Raw genomic sequence first — 15,942 nt, forward strand, 5'->3', positions numbered from 1 at the left:
TCATTGAGAGAGATATTGCTCATGTTGTATCTTTTTAAGAAATAGTTCTTTTAATTTCAATTATTTCAAAAACTTCAATCGTATCATTCACTTGCACATCATAATTTTTCACTCCAATACCACATTCTATTCCATTACGTACTTCGTTCACGTCATCTTTGAAACGACGTAAAGATTCTAGTTCACCCTCATAGATGACCACATTATTACGGAGTACACGAATAGGACTGCTGCGTTTAATCAGGCCTTCAACAACCATACAACCAGCAATGGCCCCAAATTTCGGAGATTTAAATACGTCACGAACCTCTGCAAGACCAATAATTTTTTGTTCATATTTGGGTGAAAGCATGCCACTCATGGCTTGTTTAACTTCATCAAGCAAATTATAAATGACAGAGTAGTAACGTAAATTTAAGTTTTCTGCTTCTACTAAACGACGCGTTGCCGCATCAGCGCGAACATTAAAGCCCAGAATAATCGCGTTGGATGCTGCTGCTAAAGTCGCATCTGTTTCTGTAATACCTCCCACACCTGAACCAATGATTTTAATTTTCACTTCATCTGTCGACAATTTTTGTAATGCCTCTCTGATGGCTTCACAAGAACCCTGTACATCAGACTTTAATACAATATTTAATTCTGAAATTTCACCTTCCCTCAGGCTATCAAACATATTCTCAAGTTTTGATTTCTGTTGGCGAGCCAGCTTGATTTCACGAAATTTACCCTGTCGATACAAAGCAACTTCACGCGCTTTTTTCTCATCACGAACAACAGTCACAGCATCTCCTGCAGAAGAAACACTGGACAACCCAAGAATTTCTACTGGGATAGAGGGGCCAGCAGAAATCACTTCACGGCCTAATTCATTACGCATTGCACGCACTCTGCCGTATTGAAAGCCACATAAAACAATATCTCCCTTATTTAGAGTACCTTTTTGTACTAATACTGTTGCCACTGGACCACGGCCTTTGTCTAAGAAAGACTCTATAACCACTCCATTGGCCATACCGCTTTTTACGGCTTTTAGCTCAAGGACTTCTGCTTGTAATAAGATAGCGTTGAGAAGATCGTCAATACCTGTTCCTACTTTTGCAGATACATGAATGAATTGAGAATCTCCACCCCATTCTTCAGGCTGAATACCATGTTGTATCAGCTCTTTTTTAACACGATCGGGGTCCGCTTCTGCTTTATCTATTTTATTGACCGCGACTACCACCGGAACTTTGGCAGCTTTAGCATGCTGAATCGCTTCAATAGTTTGAGGCATAACCCCATCATCGGCCGCGACCACTAATACAACGATATCCGTTGCCTGGGCACCTCGAGCTCTCATAGACGTAAAAGCAGCATGTCCTGGAGTATCTAAAAAAGTGATCATGCCATTTTCTGTTTCAACGTGATAAGCCCCAATATGTTGCGTAATTCCGCCCGCTTCTCCTGTGGCTACCTTCGTTGAGCGAATATAATCGAGTAATGAGGTTTTCCCGTGATCAACATGACCCATAATAGTCACAACAGGTGCACGATGTACTGTTAAAACACCGGTATCTCTATCACTCATTAAAGCTTCTTCTAGCTCATTTTCCCGTCTCAGGATCACTTTATGACCCATTTCTTCTGCTACCAATTGTGCGGTTTCTTGATCTATGACTTGATTAATTGTTGCCATAGCGCCCAATTTCATCATGGCCTTAATGACTTGAGAACCTTTAACGGCCATTTTATTGGCTAATTCAGCAACACTGATGGTTTCACCAATCACGACATCACGATTAAGAGCGACCACAGGCTTATTAAAGCTCTGTTGTAGGGCACTTGGCTTACGTTTGCTTTTTCGAACGACTGCTCTGGCTTCTTCACGATCCGTTTTGGACTCTGAGAGTTTATTGGTCTTTTTCTGTTTTGTTGTTTTAGTCCCACGATGACGACTACGTCGATCCCCTTCAACTTTAGCGTCATTTTCGTCTTCTGCAGCACGAGCGTGTTCTGAAGTTGTTACATGGTAATCCACCGAATCAATTTGATCTGCCACCAGCTCTGACCACTTGGCTTCATTTTCAATGGCCATTTTTCGAGCTTGTTCGGCAACACGCTTTGCTTCCTCTTCGACTTTACGCCTGACTTCTTCTTCGGCAAAACGCTTCAGCGATGAGGCTTCTGCTTCACGCCGCGCTTTTTCAGATTGAGCTTCTTTTTTCTGTTTTTCTTTAAGAGAATGGCGTTCTTTTTTGGGGGATTCAATTTTTGCTTTTTCAATGGCTTTAGTTTTAAGCGATTTTTGAGGAGACGTTTTATTGAGTGATTCTTGAGAAAATGTGTTTTTTGTTATTTTGGGTATTTGAGCGTTTTCCTCTTCTGGAAGCGGCGCTTCTGGCTTTGTGACAGATGGATTAACATAAGTACGTTTTTTACGTACCTCAATATGCACAGTTTTACTTTTTCCGCCAGTGACTTGAATATTTAAAACACTACGGGTTTTTCGTTGCAAAGTAAGCTGATTACCCACGGTGCCCTGTTGACGATTAAGGTGCGCCAGTAATTTTTCTTTTTCTTGCTGGGTTACAGTATCCGTTTGAGATTTTTTGATCCCTGCATCAAAAAATTGTTGCACTAAACGATCAACGGAAGTTTTAATTTCTTCTGCCAGCGATTTTACGGTTACATCTGTCATGCTATTCCTTCCTAAACTACAAGTTTATTGCGTATTATTTTTTAAGCTCATTAAAATCAAGTCATTTCCGTTGATGTTGCGTGAAAATTTAAAAATTCTGGATAAATGTTTAGGTATTATCATCGCTAAACCAACAAATTCCACGGGCAGCCATAATCAGCTCACCGGCCTTATCATTACTCAGACCCTCAATATCAGCCAAATCGTCAATAGACTGCTCAGCCAGATCTTCCAGTGTGGATATGCCAGATGCAGATAATCTAAAGGCAATTTTAGAATCCATATTGGGTAAATTTAATAAATCATCAGAGGGGGAGTTACCACTAAAATTTTCTGCCAAGGCAAGGGTGGTTAATGTTTTTTTGGCTCGATCACGCAATGCATTAACCGTTTCTTCGTCAAGCCCTTCTATCTCTAATAGCTCCTCAATAGGGACACAAACCAATTCTTCTAAAGAAGACAAACCTTCTTCAATTAAAACTTCAGCAAATTCTTTATCAATATTAAGGTGTTGAATAAAAGTATGTACAATAGAGTCGACTTCAGCTTGATTTTTTGACTGCAGTTCTTCTGCCGTCATCACATTTAATTCCCAACCACTGAGTCGTGAAGCCAAACGCACATTTTGCCCATTACGTCCAATCGCTTGAGCCAAGTGAGTAGCTTCAACAGCAATATCCATTGTATGCTTATCTTCATCTATGGTGACACTAACCACCTCTGCAGGTGCCATTGCGTTAATGACAAACTGAACAGGATTATCATCCCATAAAATAATATCGATACGTTCACCGCCCAATTCAGTGGAAACAGCTTGCACACGAGCCCCTCTCATTCCTACACAAGCGCCCACAGGGTCAATACGTTTATCATTACTTTTTACTGCAATTTTCGCTCTAGAAGCAGGATCTCTCGCAGCGGCCTTGATTTCAATCAATTCTTCGCCAATTTCAGGGACTTCAATACGAAATAACTCTATCAGCATTTCTGGGCGTGAACGACTGATAAACAATTGAGCCCCTCGTGCTTCAGGACGAACATCATACAAAACACCACGAATACGATCACCTGTACGAATATTTTCTCTTGGCAACATGTCTTCACGACCAATAATGCCTTCGGTATTATTGCCCAGATCAAGATAAATATTTTCACGAGTCGCTTTTTTTACTACGCCGGTGACAATTTTCCCCTGATGTTGACGAAACTGCTCAACGAGCATCGCTCTCTCAGCCTCTCTGACTTTTTGTACTATGACCTGTTTGGCTGTTTGTGTTGTAATTCGATCAAAAATGACAGATTCAATTTGATCTTCAACATAATCACCGAGCTGAATTTGAGAATCTTGAAACTGAGCCGCTTCTAAAGTGATTTCTCGTGTGGGTGATGTCACAATATCAACGGCGAGCCAACGACGAAAAGTATCAAAATCACCGGTTTTACGATTAATGTTGATACGAACTTCAACGTCTTGATCATATTTTTTTTTTGTTGCTGTCGCCAATGCGCTTTCTAATGCCTCAAAAATTTTTTCGCGAGGAAGAGATTTTTCGTTTGAGACGGCTTCTACAACAGCTAAAATTTCTTTATTCATAACTAGTTGCCTCATCCAAGCCCTTAGAAGTGGGGTACCAAATTTGCTTTCTGAATGTTGCTTAGTGCGAACACTTCATCTTTTTGATTAACAGCAACAATGATTGATTCACCATCAACGGATTTAATAATGCCTTGCCATTTACGCTGATTTTGAATGGCCATTCGTAACATCAGATTCACTTTTTCACCGATAAATTGAGCGTAATGCCTGGCAGTAAAAAGCGGACGATCAAGACCTGGAGAAGAAATTTCCAGGTTATATGGAACAGTTATGGGGTCTTCAACATCCAATACCGAACTGACTTCTTTGCTGACATCAGAACAGGAATCAACAGTGATCCCTTCTTCATGATCTATATAAATACGCAATACCGATTGGCGACTTTGAATAAACTCAATCCCAACTAATTCATAGCCTAATCCTTCAACCGGGGCTGTAATAATTTTTTTAATTTTTTTACTAATATAGACAAGCCAACGCTCCTCAGTAGGTTTCTGTTCCAAAGAAGGGCTTGGCTGCACGATTTCTACACAGGCAAAGCGGGGGCTGCTCAATAGAAAACCAGCCGGTTAGGTCAAAACCTGTGCCTGATATCGCTACCCTGAAAGCCGAGGTGTTTATGAAACACCGAGAAACAGCTAAAAATCTCGATAAACTTGCTTTTAGATAACAAAAAACCCCGAAACTCGGGGCTTTATAACTGGATTTTTTTGCCCCTTAACAGGCTAAAAAAATAAATTGGTTGCGGGAGCTGGATTTGAACCAACGACCTTCGGGTTATGAGCCCGACGAGCTACCAGACTGCTCCATCCCGCGTTCAAGAGCGTGAAGATAGTACGTGGCTAACAACTAAAAAGCAAGTCATTTGAAATGCTTATTTTAGATGGTACCGAGGACGGGACTTGAACCCGTAAGCTCAATTGAGCACTACCACCTCAAGGTAGCGTGTCTACCAATTCCACCACCACGGCAGGGTCTTTATAACAACTTCAAATTGAAAAATTCGAAAAAGGCATCCATTCATTGTCGTATTTTTTCTAATAAATTATTGTGGGATATCTGTCTGAGGCTTATTAACAGGATTTTCTGTTTTTTTCGCCTGCCCTGATTTCTCGGGCTGATTCAAATTTTCCCACTCACTTTTTTTATTGGTCGCAATATTGCCTAAAATAAGGCTGATTATAAAAAATAAAGTGGCCAATACTGAGGTCATACGGGTCATAAAATTTCCGGAACCGTTGGAACCAAATAAACTGGTTGATGCGCCTACACCAAAAGATGCGCCAACATCGGTCCCTTTACCCTGTTGTAACATAATGCAGCCGACTAAAAGTATTGAAATTAAAAGAAAAAATATCAAGAGTGCATGATACATATTTTTTATGTTTTATCCTTGTACTTGTTTTTTAGATCGCCTGAAAACATCTTTTATCGGATCTATTTAACCGAGGCCAAAGATCTGATTTAACGGGCGGTGCATACTAACGAAAGTGTTGAACACAAGCAATACCCATTTATTTAATCTCACGAAGTGAGATCCACTTTCATTCTTTTAAATTTAACAATCATATCTCAACATAGAGCCTATGATTCGTATTATTGTACCCTGTCACTCCAACCTGTTCTCTTACCAAGGATGATGTAAACATATATAATCAATGTATTTTTAAATAAAAAATTATTTTTCTTTATTCATCTAAAAGGTATTTAAAGCATGGGATTTAAATGTGCGATTGTGGGTTTGCCTAATGTAGGAAAATCCACTCTTTTTAATGCATTAACACAGGCGGGTATTGAAGCTGCCAACTTTCCTTTTTGTACCATAGAACCCAATAAGGGGATTGTGCCCGTCCCAGATCTTCGACTTGAGCAGCTCGAAGCGATTATTCAGCCTAAAAGTGTTGTGCATACCCATATGGAGTTTGTGGATATCGCCGGGCTAGTGAAAGGCGCCTCCAAGGGCGATGGTTTAGGAAACCAGTTTTTAAGCCACATTCGTGAAACTGAGGCTATTGCACAGGTAGTTCGATGCTTTGATGACGATAATATTATTCATGTTGCAGGCAGAGTCAATCCTGGCGAAGACATCGATATTATCAATACAGAATTGGCTTTGTCTGATTTGGAAACCTGTGAACGTGCACTTGATCGGATTCAAAAGAAAGCAAAAGGGGGAGATCAATCCGCTAAGATAGAATCAACAACGTTAGAAAAATGTTTAAGTTTTTTGAAACCAGGAAAGATGCTACGCACTCTCGATTTAACAAAAGAAGAAAAAAATACGGTGGCTTATCTTGATTTTTTAACCTTAAAACCAACTATGTATATTGCTAACGTCGATGAAAACGGGTTTGAAAATAATCCTCATTTAGATAAGGTTTATCAGATTGCAGAAAAAGAAAAAGCCGTTGTGGTGTCTGTCTGTGCTGCAATAGAAGCCGATCTGATTGAACTGGAAGAAGCAGAACGTCCAGCATTTATGGCTGACATGGGGCTTACAGAGCCCGGTTTAAATCGAGTGATTCGAGCAGGATATCAATTGTTGAATTTACAGACTTATTTTACTGCCGGTGTTAAAGAAGTGCGCGCCTGGACAATTCCTATCGGGGCAACCGCACCCCAGGCCGCGGGTAAAATCCATACCGATTTCGAAAAGGGATTTATCCGGGCTCAAACCATTTCTTTTAGTGATTTTATCGCTTTTCAGGGCGAACAGGGGGCAAAAGAATTCGGCAAAATACGTTCAGAAGGCAAAAATTATATCGTGCAAGACGGGGATATCATGAATTTTTTATTTAATGTTTAGATGAAATTCAAACCTCTTACTGTAAGAGGATATTTGAGTATCCTCTTTTTTATTTATTCAACCCAGTTTTCAACTGTGGCAGTATTCGTGCAATTTTATCCAATGTTTCTTGATATTCTGCCTGCTCTTCACTATCAGCAACAATGGCTCCTCCCGCCCAACAATGAATTTTTCCTCGTTCTGTTAATAAAGTACGGATGGTGATATTGGTGTCCATGGTGCCACAGAGACTGATATACCCCATATTACCGCAATACAGATTACGACGATGAGGCTCAAGTTCTTCGATAATTTCCATGGCCCGCACTTTAGGAACCCCAGTCACTGAACCTCCAGGAAAACACGCCCGCAATAAATCAGTACAGGTATATTCCTGACGCAGCCTGGCTGCTATGGTGCTCACCAAATGATGTACCGCCGGAAAGGTCTCAACCACAAAGAGCTCAGGCACTTTTACCGTACCTGGTTGCGCCACTCGCCCGATATCATTACGCAGCAAATCAACAATCATTAAATTCTCAGCCCGATCTTTTTTAGATGAGGCTAATCGAGAAGCTTGTTGCTCGTCCTGCGCCTTGTCTGGCAAGCGAGGCAAAGTACCTTTGACAGGCCTTGTTTGAATGTGATGATTTTTTAAATATAAAAAACGTTCTGGCGATAAGCTGAGGACCGTATTGTTAGGTAAACGCATAAAAGCAGAAAAAGGAGCTTGATTGTTTTGGCTTAAATGCAAAAACGCTTGCCATTCATCACCTTGATAATCTGCACTGAAACGCTGAGCAAGATTAATTTGGTAACAATCACCCTGATGTAAATATTTTTTTATCTGGCGAAATTTTTGACCATATGCTTCGCGAGACATACTGCTTTGCCAGTCTGAATGGAGTTTAAAAGGTTGAATAAAGTGAGAGGCTTTATTTTTTTGTTCTTCCAACCATTGTAAACGTAGCTCAATATGGTTATGGCAAACTAAAGTCAACTTTTTTTTGTGATGATCAGCAATCAAAGCCCAGTCATATATACCTATCGCCATATCAGGCAAATCGATATCCTTCTGATTTTTTTCTGGTAATCGTTCAATTCTGCGCCCAAGATCATATCCAAAAAGCCCCAGTGCACCTCCAAGAAAAGGCAAATCAGACTGTGGTTCTGCTGTCAAATTCAACTTATTTAACTCTTGCTTTAAAAGCATAAAAGGATCGAGCTCGCTTTTTTCAATCACATCAGATGCCATATGAAGGTGACGAACAATTTCTGTATTTTTTTCTGAAGTCGTTAAAGTCACCAGCGGATCTGCGGCCATGATATCAAAGCGATTATGAGCGTGTTGAGCAAATCCAGAATGGAGTAAAACAGCCCAAGGCTGCCCTGAAAAAGAAGAAAAATACTGTAAAAGAGCATCGGGTTGATAATTTAATTTTTTAAAAATCATGTGATAAACATCAAATAGGTTGTTAAAAATAAAAAAATCTCTGTTGAGATCCTAAGTCGATTTTGAAAGCAGCCCCATAAAACCTGGAAACAGTAATACCGACCAACCACCCAGAGCCAGCCAAATCCCAAATGGGATCTTGTCTTTTGTGCGCCCAGACAATAAAGTAAATAGTATGCCCGAGAATGACGAGATTAAAGCGACATAAATCAGATTTTGCACTCCAACCCACGCCCCTAAAGCACCAAATAGTAAAAAATCCCCCGATCCTAGCCCTTCTCGGCCAGAAAGAAATTTAAACCCCCAATATAGGCTCCATAATGAGAAATACCCGATCATGACACCGCTGACAGCCTGGGATAAATTCAGGGGGCTGTAACCCAGTAAAGCCACCAAGAGGCCAAGCCAAAGTAAAGCGTAATTTAAAGAATTCGGAAGCCAAAGATGATCGACGTCAATCAAACTGAGAATAATCAATAAGACGCTGCATCCCATTATCGCCATACTCCAAAAAGAAAGCCCCCAAAACATCACCGGAAGGGTAAATGCAATCCCAGTGAATAACTCTACTGCTGGATAACGAAGAGCAATCTTTTTTCGACAAAATCGACATTGGCCTTTTAAATATAACCAAGAGAGCAAAGGGATCTTATCGTAAAAACGCAAAGGGGTTTGACATTCAATACAGTGCGAAGGAGGTAAAATGAAATCAAAACGTTCTGTTTTTTTAGAGGGGATCCCCAACTCATTTTGGGCTTCAAGGCGCCAGGCGTGTTCGAGCATTTTAGGGTATCGGTAAATAACGACATTTAAAAAACTGCCGATCACAAGACCAAAAATAAAAATGACCACAAAGATAAAAGGCATATTTTCCAGCATTTTTAACTGAATCATCATGGCTTTTCTGTCTTATAGAGGCAGTCTTTATAAGATAAACTCATCCTTGCAAGCGGCTTATTCCAACTTCCACTGATACTCATGTCATACTGAACATTTTGCTGGAGCACATTTAAAATCTCGTTTGAAGCACATAACTGTTTTTTATATTCTTCTAAAAATTGATCCGGTGACTTTGTAAATTCAGCGCCCTGTTCCTGCATAAATATCATGTTGATTTTGTTAGCCTGATGGTGGGCCATCATCAGCACATAGTGCCCACTTTTGACAGGAAGATATGGTCTGATTTTATCGACCTGTTTTTTGGCAAGTGTGCTCGCAGGATCGATGGCGACAGGTTTAACACATCCATTTAAAATAAAAATCAATAAAAAAAATATCAATTGATAAAACATCAGCACTCCATTAGCTTAAAAACCCATTCAACCTGTTGAAAATCCATAAAATAGGGCGGTAAATTTTAGGGGCACGGAAACCTTATTTGACATCTCTGATGAATTCTAAACGCTGCACCTCTACTATCCCTGGAATGCCAGTCTCAATCAGGTCAAGATAAGCGGTTTGTATACCGTGCCGATATTGCAGATCGAATAACCAAGAAACTAATTTTTTAAAAGACACCTCAGCGATCCAAACCCGTAATGCTTTTTCTTCCTCTTGCATTTTAATGATTTCCATACCCGCCTGAGCCGCACTCTGATGCACTATGTTCGACAGACTTTCATCAGGTAAAATGGCTTTTTGATGTCTTCGGTTTAGCCATTCTTTCAGTGCCGGTTTAGCCAAATGAATTTGATGTAATAACTGACGATGTTGCTCAAGCTTTTTTTGTGCCAGTAAGATTTTTTTTTGTAAGGGGTGCCAAACAAGCGAGTAAGACAAAAATGTGAGAAGACAAAATACTCCTCCTATCAAAAAATAACGTTCTCTTAATGATAAATGATGCCATCTTTGTTTCATCTTATGATCTTCATTTGGTTACTTTTAAATGATTCGCTTCCACGGTTTTGTTTTTTAAGGTGAAGGTGCTATTAACTCGTTTTTTTTCTTGTACCAAAACGCCTTGTTCCACTATAAATTTTTCTGAAAGACCATTGCGTAACTGTTCGAATTCAGAAAAATGATTGACTCCGATCTGCAAATATAATGAGTGATGCTCCCGAGCGTATCTTAACGCAAACCAATGCATATCTCTTGGTTGAATACGCATATTTGCGATTCCGATCGCAATTTGAGCCAAAAAATCCATCAGATGAGGCACTTTGGGCTGTGATTTCATCTGATTTGTTAAAGCGTTAAATTGTGCTTTCAGATTGACCACTTTTTGTGGCTTGAGGAATAAGGCTTGATAAGCCTGTTCTGCTTTGATTTGCGTTTTTTTGATTTCCTGTGTTAAGCGATGGAATATCAATCCCTTCTCTATGACAGATAAAATAACAAAACAAAGGATCGCCATGCAGGCCGCTGCCGCCCCTTTTAATAAAGGCATACGGATTCTCTTGTTTTGTCTGTAAGGCCCTGAGAGTAATGTGATGTTGGGAGAAAGACATCCTCTTGCCAATACTGTAAGAGCAGGGATTAGATTCCCTGCTTGCCAAAAAAAAGAAGAATCTTCAGGAGGAGAACTAAAACTACGGATATTTTGGTTGAGTGTGCTATCACGCGTCTGATCTTGCTCTGCTTTTACGAGATACAAGATAGGTAAGCATTCCTGTTCAAGTGTAAAACCTTGATAGCTTCCCTCTCTGAATAACCAGTCGTTTCCTAATTTGACCGCCGTGGTTTCTCCTTCTTGGTAAGGCAGAGCAAGCCAATCAGGTATTATCCGCGTTGCCTGTAGACCTGCATGCGCTAACCAATCCAGGCAGGTTTGTATGTAAGAATGCGCTATCACAGCAACAGTCACACGTTCTTTGACCACCTCTAATGCCACAAAATGCAATCGTTCAATATTGTCTGCTACGCTGTCTTCCAAAAGTGCGGGTAAGGCTTGATCGATCTTTTTTTCGGCTCTTTTAGGTAAAAGGCACGATTGTATCGATACCTGTTGCCCCGGTAATAAAACCTGAATATCAGATCTTAAAGAAAGCGCTGAAAGCTCAGTGAGTTCACTGACTTGATTCAGCTTTCCATAGTCTTTAATGAGATCTTCATTGACGGAATAATGAATCCAGTGAACCGATTGATCTGGTTTTTCCGGTAAGCGAATCACCAGGATATCCGTCATTCCAATTCTCCTGATTGGTGTCTGAGTACATAAAATGGGCCTGAACCTTCGCGTGCTAAAAGAGAGTTTAAAACGAAGTCCTCTCCCCGACTCATGTTAATTTGAGCGCGTAACATAAAGTAATCGCTGCTCAGCGTCAGATAAGCACGAAGCTTTTGTTGTATTTTGACGTTTAATCCATCTAATTCCGGTAGACGAAATACCTCGTTCAAGTCACGCCAACCCTTTTCAGGGCGAGCCAGAAGAATCTGTTTGGCTTGGCGCAATGAAAGATGGGGCGTCAACAAAGCCGCTAAGACCTGCGCCTTATCGGGTTTAAGGGTGTTAAGGTTGAGCTGTTGAGAGGAGGTCGGTAATACGCAGATGCATGTTTTTAAAAGACGATATTTTTGGGCTGTGATGCCTTTGACAACGCGTAATTCACTTTCATCCATTAAAAAACGCCCTGACGTTGAGACAGCAGGCTTTGAAAGCATAAAACTGTTGTTCACTTTGGGATCAATAGGCTCAATTTCAGGCTTAGGCTTGTTCATGAATTCCACTATGTGATTCGCCATATTCGATGCTTCATAAGGCGGAATATGGAGCATGTTAAGCAGAGCTATCAATTGTATCCTGGGCGATTGCTTTTTTTTGCTTTGAGAAAAGGGATCTATGAGCGCATTCATATTAAAACAGGTCTGAAAGTCACTGAGTTCCAAGCGGATGGAAGCCTCTTTAAGAGGATAAACTCCGGATGATTTTGCCCAGCCCTGTGCCAAAGTGACTTCCTTTTCATGCGCTAAACTACGCGTCAATTGACTGATCGCAAGCGACTCAGCAGCGATGGCGTACCAATAAGCTTGTTGTGATAATTTTTGAGTTTCAACTCGCCTCATATTCTGTTGTAAACGTTCAGTCATCTCGAGGGCCAATACACTAAACACGGACAATAAGATCAATACCATCAGTAGTGCCATGCCAGGCTGTTGAAGAGATTTTTTCATTTTTTGATGAGGCTCTGTCTAAAATCGATGACAAACGACCATACCCAGTGTTCGCATTTGGGGCGGATGAAACCCACAGCACTTGCTACGATTTTAAGAGTCCATACCCAGTCAGTAAAAAAATGCGCTCAACAGTGCCTTTTTGTTTGCGTTTTATCTGTAAATGCACGGCTGAAACATTTTTCGAATTCCATTCATGGATCCACTGGCGATCCTGATAAAAGCGCAGATGCAATTGTTCGACATCCGTTAATAAAACATCAATCTGTGGCTTCTGAGTTTCGGCACTTTGCCTGTTCAGCGCGTCTAAAGACCAGGTTAAGCGCTCTAGATTGTTTTTTTTGACTCGATAACCGACTTTGAAGAGGTGGCTTCTTTTCAGTGCCATGTTGGGATTTGGCAAACCTCCAGATACCATAATCATGCCTCCACTATCTGAGTCTAAAACACCAACACCTGCATGAAAATTGGATTCAGAAATATGAAAGACCATATGTGTGATATCTCTATGCAACCATTGCATGGTTTTTTGATATGCCTCTATATTTTGAGTGATCTCCATGCCTGCTTTTTGAAAGCGGGTTACACCATCCATCAGCGCATAAGCCAGCAAACTCATCAGAGAAAAAATAGAAATCGCTGTCAATAATTCCAATAATGTAAAGCCATTGGATAGTGGTTTTCTTCTCAATAGAGATGCCCCCTATTGGGTTTATCTGAAACACTCAAATAAGTACGAATTGAGGCGGATAAAACTGAAAAATCAGGGTGCAAACTCACATCCAGATCAATTGCCTGTAGTAATCTCTCTTCAGGCAAAAGCTGCACACGCCAATACCAAATACGCTTTCCCATCATCACTTTTCCATTGTGTGGCCCAGGCTTTTGCTCAGAATGAGCCAGTTTCAACAAAGCGAGTTGATTGTCGGCAACCCAACCTGCTTGCATTTTTTCTTCTAATATGGACAGATTTCGGATCTGATTTTCTTTGAATTCCAGTATCATGACCGCAGTTAAAGAAAGGATGGAGAGAGCAATCATTATTTCTAACAAGCTGAATCCTTTTTTTTTTCGTTATGGCATTTCATTGAATCACGCCTATGTGATTTAAGTTCATTTCCCCGTTTTCTTTCAGTTCTGCCGCCCAAATCGGCCTTTTCTGAGCATGATGAAATTCAAGCTCAAACGCAGGGATCACGCTCTGCCCTAATAACCAGATTTGGGGTAAGGTTTTTTCAGATATCGTTTCATCGTGCCAATCTGATTCATACGAAAAAATCTCAGTGGCATCTTCTGTTGGTTCTTCGAATGTGTGATTGAATGTGAGTCTTAAAAAGATATCTGGAGGCAGTGTGATTTTTTTTATTCCTTGCCACTGACCCTTTTTTCGACGCATGATTTCATATCCATGACGATAAAATCGAATGCCATGCATTTCCCCTTTGATGAAAGCCTCTTCCTGTGTACGCTGTAACAGTCTATAAAAGCGTTTTGCTTCCTCTTTTAAGCCTGTTTTTTCTTTTGTGGAGGCTGTCATCAAAATCATAGCGCCCATCAGCCCAATCAAAAAAATCACCAGCATACTTTCTATCAATGTAAAACCGTTTGAGCCCATTTATTTTTGATACTCGTGTAGATTCCAGTTCCCGATGTCTGCCGCATTGCCTTCACCGCCTTCTTCTCCGTCCATGCCGAGTGAATAAATATCCATAACGCCTTTTTCCCCAGGGTGGATGTATTGATACGGATGACCCCAGGGATCCTTGGGTAAACGTTTAATGTAACCCTGTTTTCGGTAGTGAAGCGGTTCTGGAGAGCGCATCGGCTTACTGATTAGGGATTGCAATCCCTGCTCGGTGGTGGGATACAGATCGTTATCGAGCTTATACATATCCAGGCTGGTTTCTAACGCCACAATATCGCTGATCACCTTTTGTTGATCCGCTTTTTCTTTATTGCCCATTAAATTAGGAATCACCAGACTGGCTAAAACACCAAGAATGACAATGACCACCATGATTTCTAACAGGGTAAATCCACGAGCTGTTGTGTGATTTAATGACATTGTTTTTTTAAAATGATTCATAGATTAACCATATTATTGAGCGCCAATATAGGTTGCAAAATTGCAATAACGATAAAGAGCACGATGCCAGACATGATGATGATCAGAACAGGCTCAAAAATACTGATGACTAATGTCATCAATAATGAAAATTCGCGATCCTGATTATCCGAAGCTCTTTCCAGCATTATATTGAGCTCGCCACTGCGTTCACCAGATGCAATCATATGCAGCATCATGGGTGAAAATAAACGGCTTTTTGAAAGAGAAAACAGCAAAGAACGCCCTTGTCGTATCTGCTCCGCTGCTGCTAATACCTGCTGTTCTACATATGTATTTGAAGACACTTTAGCCACAATGCCCATCCCTTCGACTAAAGGGATTTGACTGCCCGATAAAATGCTTAATGTTCGTGCAAAACGTACGGTATTCGAGATTTTGATGATTTTCCCCATCAACGGGAGTCGTAAAATCATCCGATGCCAAACGATCTGAATGCCTTTTCGTCGAAGTAAATATTTAAATAACCCGAGAAGTAAAACGAACACCAAGATCACATATAAACCTTGGGTCTGAATAAACGCACTGATGTCCATCAGTAATTGTGTTGAAAACGGCAAATTTGTACCTGAATGTTCAAATTGGGCCACCACTTTAGGCACCACAGAAGACAATAAAACACCGATCACGATAACGGAAACAATACTGAGGATCATTGGATATAAAAGAGCTTGTAGTATTTTTCCCTTCATGTGGTGACGTTGCTCCATGTGATCCGCTAAACGATTGAGTATCAAGTCAAGATGACCTGATTTTTCACCAGCGGCAACCATGGCGCAAAACAGATCGTCAAACATATCTGAATACTCACTTAGGCTATCTGCAAAGGGGTATCCTTCTAATACACGGCTGCGAACAGATAACATTAAGCTGTTGATATGGGGTTTTTCACATTGTTCTGAGACCGCTTTTAAACATTCTTCTAATGGCAATTCCGCTTGAACCAGTGTCGCTAACTGACGTGTGATTAAAGCTAACTCCGCTGTGCTTGCTTTGCTTCGCCAACGAATGCGTCTACGATGACCCAAAGTTTTTGTGGCACGTTTCTCCTCGATTTCTTTTAGAAGTAAGGGAATCCATCCCTTTTCTCGCAATTGTGATCTGGCTTGACGTGGAGAATCTGCCTCTATGGCTCCCTTTTGGGTTTCCCCTTCACTATCTAGCGCTTCATAAGAAAATACCGACATTT

15 protein-coding genes, 2 tRNA genes and 1 pseudogene are annotated in these 15,942 nt (G+C 40.7%); 1 reads left to right on the forward strand and 17 read right to left on the reverse strand.

All coding sequences use genetic code 11. The features are described 5' to 3' along the window. Positions 1-34 precede the first annotated feature (34 nt). The 6 genes from infB to secG form a co-directional block, all read right to left on the reverse strand. Entirely contained in the window at positions 35-2,683 is a 2,649-nt protein-coding gene (gene infB / locus AACL23_RS05145; protein WP_339050499.1) for a translation initiation factor IF-2, read from the reverse strand. 109 nt (positions 2,684-2,792) lie between these two features. After that, on the reverse strand, positions 2,793-4,277 hold the full coding sequence (nusA, locus tag AACL23_RS05150; RefSeq protein ID WP_339050501.1) for a transcription termination factor NusA: 1,485 nt from the start codon (positions 4,275-4,277) through the stop codon (positions 2,793-2,795). Positions 4,278-4,300: 23 nt separating this feature from the next. Further along, positions 4,301-4,744 (reverse strand): ribosome maturation factor RimP, encoded by a 444-nt coding sequence (rimP, locus tag AACL23_RS05155; protein ID WP_422389643.1) that lies wholly within the window; start codon positions 4,742-4,744, stop codon positions 4,301-4,303. Between the two features lie 275 nt (positions 4,745-5,019). Then, positions 5,020-5,096, reverse strand: a tRNA-Met gene (locus tag AACL23_RS05160). A 68-nt stretch (positions 5,097-5,164) separates the two neighbouring features. Then, a tRNA-Leu gene (locus AACL23_RS05165) sits at positions 5,165-5,251 on the reverse strand. A 74-nt stretch (positions 5,252-5,325) separates the two neighbouring features. Beyond that, a complete protein-coding gene (gene secG / locus AACL23_RS05170) occupies positions 5,326-5,655 on the reverse strand; it encodes a preprotein translocase subunit SecG (RefSeq protein ID WP_095033854.1) in 330 nt (109 codons plus the stop codon). Between the two features lie 339 nt (positions 5,656-5,994). On the opposite strand from secG, the gene ychF reads away from it, so the two are divergent. Then, entirely contained in the window at positions 5,995-7,086 is a 1,092-nt protein-coding gene (gene ychF, locus AACL23_RS05175) for a redox-regulated ATPase YchF (protein ID WP_339050504.1), read from the forward strand. Positions 7,087-7,135: 49 nt separating this feature from the next. On the opposite strand, the gene pabB is transcribed toward ychF, so the two are convergent. The 11 genes and pseudogenes from pabB to gspF form a co-directional block, all read right to left on the reverse strand. Further along, positions 7,136-8,518 (reverse strand): aminodeoxychorismate synthase component 1, encoded by a 1,383-nt coding sequence (pabB, locus tag AACL23_RS05180; protein WP_339050506.1) that lies wholly within the window; start codon positions 8,516-8,518, stop codon positions 7,136-7,138. Between the two features lie 51 nt (positions 8,519-8,569). Then, positions 8,570-9,415 (reverse strand): prepilin peptidase, encoded by an 846-nt coding sequence (locus AACL23_RS05185; RefSeq protein WP_339050508.1) that lies wholly within the window; start codon positions 9,413-9,415, stop codon positions 8,570-8,572. Further along, complete coding sequence (gene gspS2 / locus AACL23_RS05190; RefSeq protein ID WP_100096772.1) at positions 9,412-9,810, reverse strand: type II secretion system pilot lipoprotein GspS-beta; 399 nt, start codon at positions 9,808-9,810, stop codon at positions 9,412-9,414. Before gspS2 ends, AACL23_RS05185 begins: the two co-directional genes overlap by 4 nt. Before the next feature lie 82 nt (positions 9,811-9,892). Next, positions 9,893-10,375 (reverse strand): type II secretion system protein GspM, encoded by a 483-nt coding sequence (gene gspM / locus AACL23_RS05195; protein WP_339050511.1) that lies wholly within the window; start codon positions 10,373-10,375, stop codon positions 9,893-9,895. Between the two features lie 10 nt (positions 10,376-10,385). Further along, positions 10,386-11,642: a type II secretion system protein GspL gene (gene gspL / locus AACL23_RS05200; protein WP_339050513.1), complete on the reverse strand. Its 1,257-nt coding sequence runs from the start codon at positions 11,640-11,642 to the stop codon at positions 10,386-10,388. After that, positions 11,639-12,628: a type II secretion system minor pseudopilin GspK gene (gene gspK, locus AACL23_RS05205; protein WP_174889271.1), complete on the reverse strand. Its 990-nt coding sequence runs from the start codon at positions 12,626-12,628 to the stop codon at positions 11,639-11,641. The genes gspL and gspK overlap by 4 nt, the downstream gene beginning before the upstream one ends. Before the next feature lie 85 nt (positions 12,629-12,713). Next, complete coding sequence (gene gspJ / locus AACL23_RS05210; RefSeq protein ID WP_171967230.1) at positions 12,714-13,319, reverse strand: type II secretion system minor pseudopilin GspJ; 606 nt, start codon at positions 13,317-13,319, stop codon at positions 12,714-12,716. Further along, a pseudogene (gene gspI, locus AACL23_RS05215) lies at positions 13,316-13,690 on the reverse strand (type II secretion system minor pseudopilin GspI); the annotation flags it as partial. The pseudogene gspI and the gene gspJ, both read right to left, overlap by 4 nt. Positions 13,691-13,712: 22 nt before the next feature. Next, positions 13,713-14,243, reverse strand: coding sequence for a type II secretion system minor pseudopilin GspH (gene gspH / locus AACL23_RS05220; protein WP_100096777.1), 531 nt, complete (start codon positions 14,241-14,243; stop codon positions 13,713-13,715). After that, positions 14,244-14,714 (reverse strand): type II secretion system major pseudopilin GspG, encoded by a 471-nt coding sequence (gene gspG, locus AACL23_RS05225; protein ID WP_100096778.1) that lies wholly within the window; start codon positions 14,712-14,714, stop codon positions 14,244-14,246. Beyond that, complete coding sequence (gene gspF / locus AACL23_RS05230; RefSeq protein WP_339050518.1) at positions 14,711-15,940, reverse strand: type II secretion system inner membrane protein GspF; 1,230 nt, start codon at positions 15,938-15,940, stop codon at positions 14,711-14,713. The genes gspG and gspF overlap by 4 nt, the downstream gene beginning before the upstream one ends. Between the last annotated feature and the right edge of the window lie 2 nt (positions 15,941-15,942).

It is taken from the genome of Candidatus Williamhamiltonella endosymbiont of Tuberolachnus salignus (assembly GCF_964019775.1).
GTDB lineage: Bacteria > Pseudomonadota > Gammaproteobacteria > Enterobacterales > Enterobacteriaceae > Hamiltonella > Hamiltonella defendens.

What these genes read in the sequence shown, in the direction of transcription:
- infB (WP_339050499.1), bottom strand. Translation starts at nt 2,683, where the DNA reads ATGACAGATGTAACCGTAAAATCGCTGGCAGAAGAAATTAAAACTTCC.
- nusA (WP_339050501.1), bottom strand. Translation starts at nt 4,277, where the DNA reads ATGAATAAAGAAATTTTAGCTGTTGTAGAAGCCGTCTCAAACGAAAAA.
- secG (WP_095033854.1), bottom strand. Translation starts at nt 5,655, where the DNA reads ATGTATCATGCACTCTTGATATTTTTTCTTTTAATTTCAATACTTTTA.
- ychF (WP_339050504.1), top strand. Translation starts at nt 5,995, where the DNA reads ATGGGATTTAAATGTGCGATTGTGGGTTTGCCTAATGTAGGAAAATCC.
- pabB (WP_339050506.1), bottom strand. Translation starts at nt 8,518, where the DNA reads ATGATTTTTAAAAAATTAAATTATCAACCCGATGCTCTTTTACAGTAT.
- AACL23_RS05185 (WP_339050508.1), bottom strand. Translation starts at nt 9,415, where the DNA reads ATGATGATTCAGTTAAAAATGCTGGAAAATATGCCTTTTATCTTTGTG.
- gspS2 (WP_100096772.1), bottom strand. Translation starts at nt 9,810, where the DNA reads ATGTTTTATCAATTGATATTTTTTTTATTGATTTTTATTTTAAATGGA.
- gspM (WP_339050511.1), bottom strand. Translation starts at nt 10,375, where the DNA reads ATGAAACAAAGATGGCATCATTTATCATTAAGAGAACGTTATTTTTTG.
- gspL (WP_339050513.1), bottom strand. Translation starts at nt 11,642, where the DNA reads ATGACGGATATCCTGGTGATTCGCTTACCGGAAAAACCAGATCAATCG.
- gspK (WP_174889271.1), bottom strand. Translation starts at nt 12,628, where the DNA reads ATGAAAAAATCTCTTCAACAGCCTGGCATGGCACTACTGATGGTATTG.
- gspH (WP_100096777.1), bottom strand. Translation starts at nt 14,243, where the DNA reads ATGGGCTCAAACGGTTTTACATTGATAGAAAGTATGCTGGTGATTTTT.
- gspG (WP_100096778.1), bottom strand. Translation starts at nt 14,714, where the DNA reads ATGAATCATTTTAAAAAAACAATGTCATTAAATCACACAACAGCTCGT.
- gspF (WP_339050518.1), bottom strand. Translation starts at nt 15,940, where the DNA reads ATGTCGGTATTTTCTTATGAAGCGCTAGATAGTGAAGGGGAAACCCAA.